Here is a 4,861-nt window from a genome sequence, read left to right on the forward strand (position 1 = left end):
ACTTAAGCTATTAGACAGAGAATTTATTCTCTGGCGGGTTTTTGGGGTTATTGAATATGATGCAAGATCTCAGTATTACGTCGAACCCAGGTCTAAAATGGATAAAAATTATGCAGTTAGCTCTTAAACAAATTGTCGTAGCACCTGGTCATCAAGTTTTACTTAAGGATATTAGCTGGCAGGAGTTTGAAACTATTTTAGATGAATTGGGAGAACGTCGGGCAGCAAAGATTTCTTATAGTAACGGGATGCTAGAAATTATGGTTCCTTTACCGGAGCATGAGAAAGATAAGGAAATTATTGGTGAGCTGGCGAGGATTTTATTAGATGCACTTCAAATTGACTTTGAACCGTTTGGTTCCACTACCTTAAAAAATGAGAAAATGACTCAGGCGGTAGAACCAGATACCTGTTTTTATATTAAAAATTATCAAGCTGTCATCGGGAAAAATCGTCTAGATTTGACGGTTGAGCCACCGCCAGATTTAGCGATAGAAATAGATATTACATCTCGCACTCAGTTTGAGAATTATCAACGACTTGGAGTTCCGGAACTTTGGCGCTATACTCGGCGAGGACTGGAAATTAGTCTATTGCAAGATGGGGAGTACATTGAGTCAAGTTTCAGCCCTAATTTTCCAGGTATTCCTATTATTGAAATTATTAATCAAAGGGTGAAGCAGAATCTAAGTGTTGGTAGAAGTCAAGTGATAAGGGAATTCCGAACTTGGGTGATGGAAAATTTAGACATCTCCAAAATATAATCTCAAGATCTTTTATCTATGTAGGGGCGAAGCATTTGGGGGATCAATTATGGGTTAAACCCAAGGTTTACTCTCCAAATGCTTCGCCCTTCCTAGGTTTATCGAATACCATAATTACAGCGGTTTCCACAGTAATGAGGTACACTTAATTGATCCTCAACATTTAAGCAATTGGTTTGTTATCGCAATAGACAAGGCAGTTAGGGCATCAATAGTGAGGTTCGGGTGAAGCAAGAGGATATAAATATTTAGGGTTTCTTGCCAAGGTTATCCCTAATTGTAAAAAAAATAGACAATTGTCCCATCCTGCAAAGAGAAACAAAGTCCCAGTGCTAATGCCTCATGATGTGTTTGTCGGCATAGCGCTGGGACTATATAATTTTGTTGATTATTTGGCTCTAAGCTCAAACTCTTTAGCTTGCTCTTAGATATCTACTCTATTATTTTGCTTTTTTATGGCGTTTCAGGATTTCACTGACTCCGAAGGAACCGATGGCTAGGAGTCCAACTACTGCACCTGGTTCAGGAACAGATGTTTGAGAAAAGCGCTGATGAATAATTGTGGTGACTGCAGAACCCTTATCTCCACTGAAGAGGAAAATGTCCTTCTCAACTCGAGCCCACTTCACAGGTTTCGTCAAGAATGCCCAATCTTCAAATTTTGCATCCGGAGCCGTATTAACCGATAGAGGTCCGTCCAGTAGTGAAGCTCCTGTTAAACCATCCTCAGTAATCTCAAAGACGCTCTCACTAATATTCGCGAATCCACCACCCGAAACAATGGCTTCAAACCCCAAGTGGACATCAGTAATATACCTGTGTGGATCGTGAACATGTACATCGTAACCAAAGAGGAAATCTTTTACCGATGGGAGACCATCTTCTAAGAATGAAATAGCTGCCATAGCGCCTCCCAGTATTAGACCTGGACCATCAGCTCCCAATGGATCTTCTGTCACTGTTAGACCACCGACAGGTAGAGGATTAAGAGGAAGAGCAACGGGGTTGGCAATGTGTGTTTGATTTACATATTTGAAGTTACCAAACCATTTGTCCAGAACCAAGAAGTAACCATCATTATCGATTAATGTTTTTAAATCGCATCCCGCATTACAGTCATACTCAGTTCCAGTTAATGAAGATGCACTGGCAGGAGCAGAAACCAATCCCAAAACAGCAGTAGTAGCAGCAGCGGCAATAACGGCAAATAAAGAAGTAGAACGGCTCATAATTTTTTCCCCTTCGGTAGTAAAACAAATATTCCCTGGAGTCTTGACAAAACTTTAGAAGTCAGGTTACGATGAGCCTGTAATACGAAATCGTAATACATGAATTCGGCGACTGAAGGTAGAAGTTAATTCCCTGAATTGGCTGTTTAGGGGTGTAGCGATAAAATAAGGATTTCATGTAGGAAGTGAAAGTTCTTATTTGTTTGCGCTTCACATTCTGTCTTCAGTTGTTCGTTCCCTGTTTCTTGTCTGTAATAACTACCTTAGAGTAGAAAAATTTGTTTGGCAAGGGGTTTTGAGGCATCTTCATGGGATCTTCATGAAAAATCGTCTTTCTTCATCGTAGCTTCATAAAACTCTGGTGAAGAATAGGTAAAGATACTCATAAGGCGGCCTTGGCTGGCCATTTCTTTACTTTTTTTTTACCAAAATGCTCCGGGGGCTGGTGGATGAGGAGCGATCGCGGTTAGGCTCTAGAATGGTATGTGGCATAAGAGACCAATGGGGCGATCGCAGTTAGGCTATGGGATGGTGCGTTCGCTGTGGCATAACAGACTATAGGGGTTATCTACTGAGAATGGTGTAAGTTATAAGTTAAAACCGATTTGCAGCATTCGCAATCACCCGGCAGTGATTCAAACCACTGCCTCATAGCTGAAGTCAGTTAAAACTGACTGGAATAATCATGAGAGTCCATTTCAATGGACTTGAGCTATTAGCCGTAGACTTAAGTCTACGGCGGGTTTTCGGGCTTACCGCGAATATTCTGGATGGTGCGTTAGCGGAGCATAACGCGCCCTACGGATAGAGTGACTTCCAATATATTTTGTAGGTTGGAAGGTAAAATTTGGGAAAAGCCCAAGATAACGCTAATGCCCCAACCCCTTATTTCCCCCTACGGCTCATGGAAATCTCCGATTACCGCAGATCTGATTGTCGCGGGTACTATAGGTTTAGGTAGTATTGTCCTAGATAATACGGATACATACTGGATTGAAGCGCGGGCAACGGAAGCGGGACGGAATGTTATTGTCCGCAGAACTACAGATGGTAAGATAACTGATCTGACACCATCCCCTTTCAATGTCCGTAACCGCGTCCATGAATATGGCGGTGGTTCTTTTACTGTGAAAGATGGGATAATATATTTCTCTAACTTTAGCGATCGCAGAATTTACCAGCAAACTCCAGATTCCCAACCCCAAGCTCTAACTCCTGTAGCTGACTCCCATTACGCAGATGGGGTAGTTGATTCCCAACGACAGCGGCTAATTTGCGTTAGGGAAGATTTTAGCAACAGCAGTCACGAACCTGTTAATCAATTAGTTAGTATAAATTTAAACAATGGCGAAGATATCCAAATACTGGCTTCGGGCTGTGACTTCTACGCCTCGCCACGCTTGAATCCCGACGGCTCCCAACTCGCATGGCTAACTTGGAATCATCCTAATTTACCTTGGGATGGCACTCAACTTTGGGTGGCATCTATTTTGGAGGATGGTTTTTTAGGTGAAGCTCAGTTAGTGGCTGGTGGAGTTGATGAATCGATATTTCAGCCAGAGTGGTCGCCGAATGGTATGTTATATTTTATTAGCGATCGCAGTAATTGGTGGAATCTTTACCGCTGGCACAATGGCGAAATTGAGCCACTATATGGTATGGAAGCAGAATTTGGTCTGCCGCAGTGGGTATGCGGGATGTCTACCTACGGGTTTCAGTCTGCCAATCGCCTCATCTGTACTTATACTGAAGATGGAAACTGGTATCTAGCAAGTCTTGAGCTTCAGACAAAACAACTTGAAGTTATTGAAACTCCATACACTAGTATTTCCTCTCTTCAGGTGGCTAATAATCGCGCTGTTTTTATTGGCGGCTCTGCCATAGCATCAACAGCGTTAGTAGAAATAGACCTAACAACTGACAATATAACAGTCCTGCGTAAATCCAGCGAACTAGAGATTGACAAAGGATATCTCTCCATCCCACAACCCATCGCCTTTGCCAGCGAAAATAATCTTACCGCCTACGCCTTCTTCTATCCACCCCAAAACCAAGACTACCAAGCACCACCAACAGAAAAACCACCCCTAATCGTCAAAAGCCACGGCGGACCAACTTCTTCTACATCTAGTACATTAAACTTAAAAATTCAATACTGGACAAGTCGCGGCTTTGCCGTTTTAGATGTTAACTATGGCGGAAGTACAGGTTATGGACGAGCATATCGCCAAAGACTAAAAGATAACTGGGGTATCGTCGATGTCGATGATTGTACCAACGGTGCAAAATACCTCACAGCACAAAGATTAGTCGATGGAGACAGATTAGCGATCGCAGGCGGTAGTGCAGGAGGTTATACTACCTTAGCTGCTCTTACCTTTCGAGATACCTTCAAAGCAGGTGCGAGTTACTACGGCATCAGCGACTTAGAAGCCCTAGCCAAAGATACCCATAAATTTGAAGCTCGGTATTTGGATGGCTTGATTGGACCCTATCCAGCAAGACAAGATATCTATAAAATGCGATCGCCTATTCATTTTACCGATAAACTCTCATGTCCGGTAATTTTCTTCCAAGGACAGGAAGATAAAGTCGTACCCCCCAACCAAGCCGAGATGATGGTTGAAGCATTGAAAAATAAAGGATTACCCGTAGCATACATCCTATATGAGGGAGAACAACATGGTTTCCGTCGTGCCGAGAATATTAAACGTACCTTAGAAGGAGAATTGTACTTCTACTCTCGTATTTTTGGCTTTGAATTGGCTGAAGCAATCGAGCCTGTGATGATTCATAATCTTTAGTAGAGGTTAGGGAGTAGGGAGTAGGGAGTAGGGAGTAGGGAGTAGGGAGTAGGGAGTAGGGAGT

Annotated in this window: 3 protein-coding genes; 2 read left to right on the forward strand and 1 reads right to left on the reverse strand. The window is 42.6% G+C overall.

Translation table 11 applies throughout. The features are described from left to right. Positions 1-110 precede the first annotated feature (110 nt). On the forward strand, positions 111-764 hold the full coding sequence (locus NJ959_RS25465; protein ID WP_254014557.1) for a Uma2 family endonuclease: 654 nt from the start codon (positions 111-113) through the stop codon (positions 762-764). A gap of 440 nt (positions 765-1,204) precedes the next feature. Here the strand turns inward: NJ959_RS25465 and NJ959_RS25470 are convergent, their stop codons facing one another. Further along, the gene (locus tag NJ959_RS25470) at positions 1,205-1,993 is read right to left on the reverse strand and encodes a hypothetical protein (RefSeq protein ID WP_254014558.1); all 789 of its coding nucleotides are present in this window, start codon (positions 1,991-1,993) and stop codon (positions 1,205-1,207) included. 872 nt (positions 1,994-2,865) lie between these two features. Between NJ959_RS25470 and NJ959_RS25475 the strand changes: the two genes are divergently transcribed. Continuing rightward, positions 2,866-4,797, forward strand: a complete 1,932-nt coding sequence (locus NJ959_RS25475; RefSeq protein ID WP_254014559.1) for a S9 family peptidase — start codon at positions 2,866-2,868, stop codon at positions 4,795-4,797. Positions 4,798-4,861: the final 64 nt, after the last annotated feature.

The organism is Limnofasciculus baicalensis BBK-W-15 (genome assembly GCF_024178385.1).
In the GTDB taxonomy this organism is placed as follows: domain Bacteria; phylum Cyanobacteriota; class Cyanobacteriia; order Cyanobacteriales; family Coleofasciculaceae; genus Limnofasciculus; species Limnofasciculus baicalensis.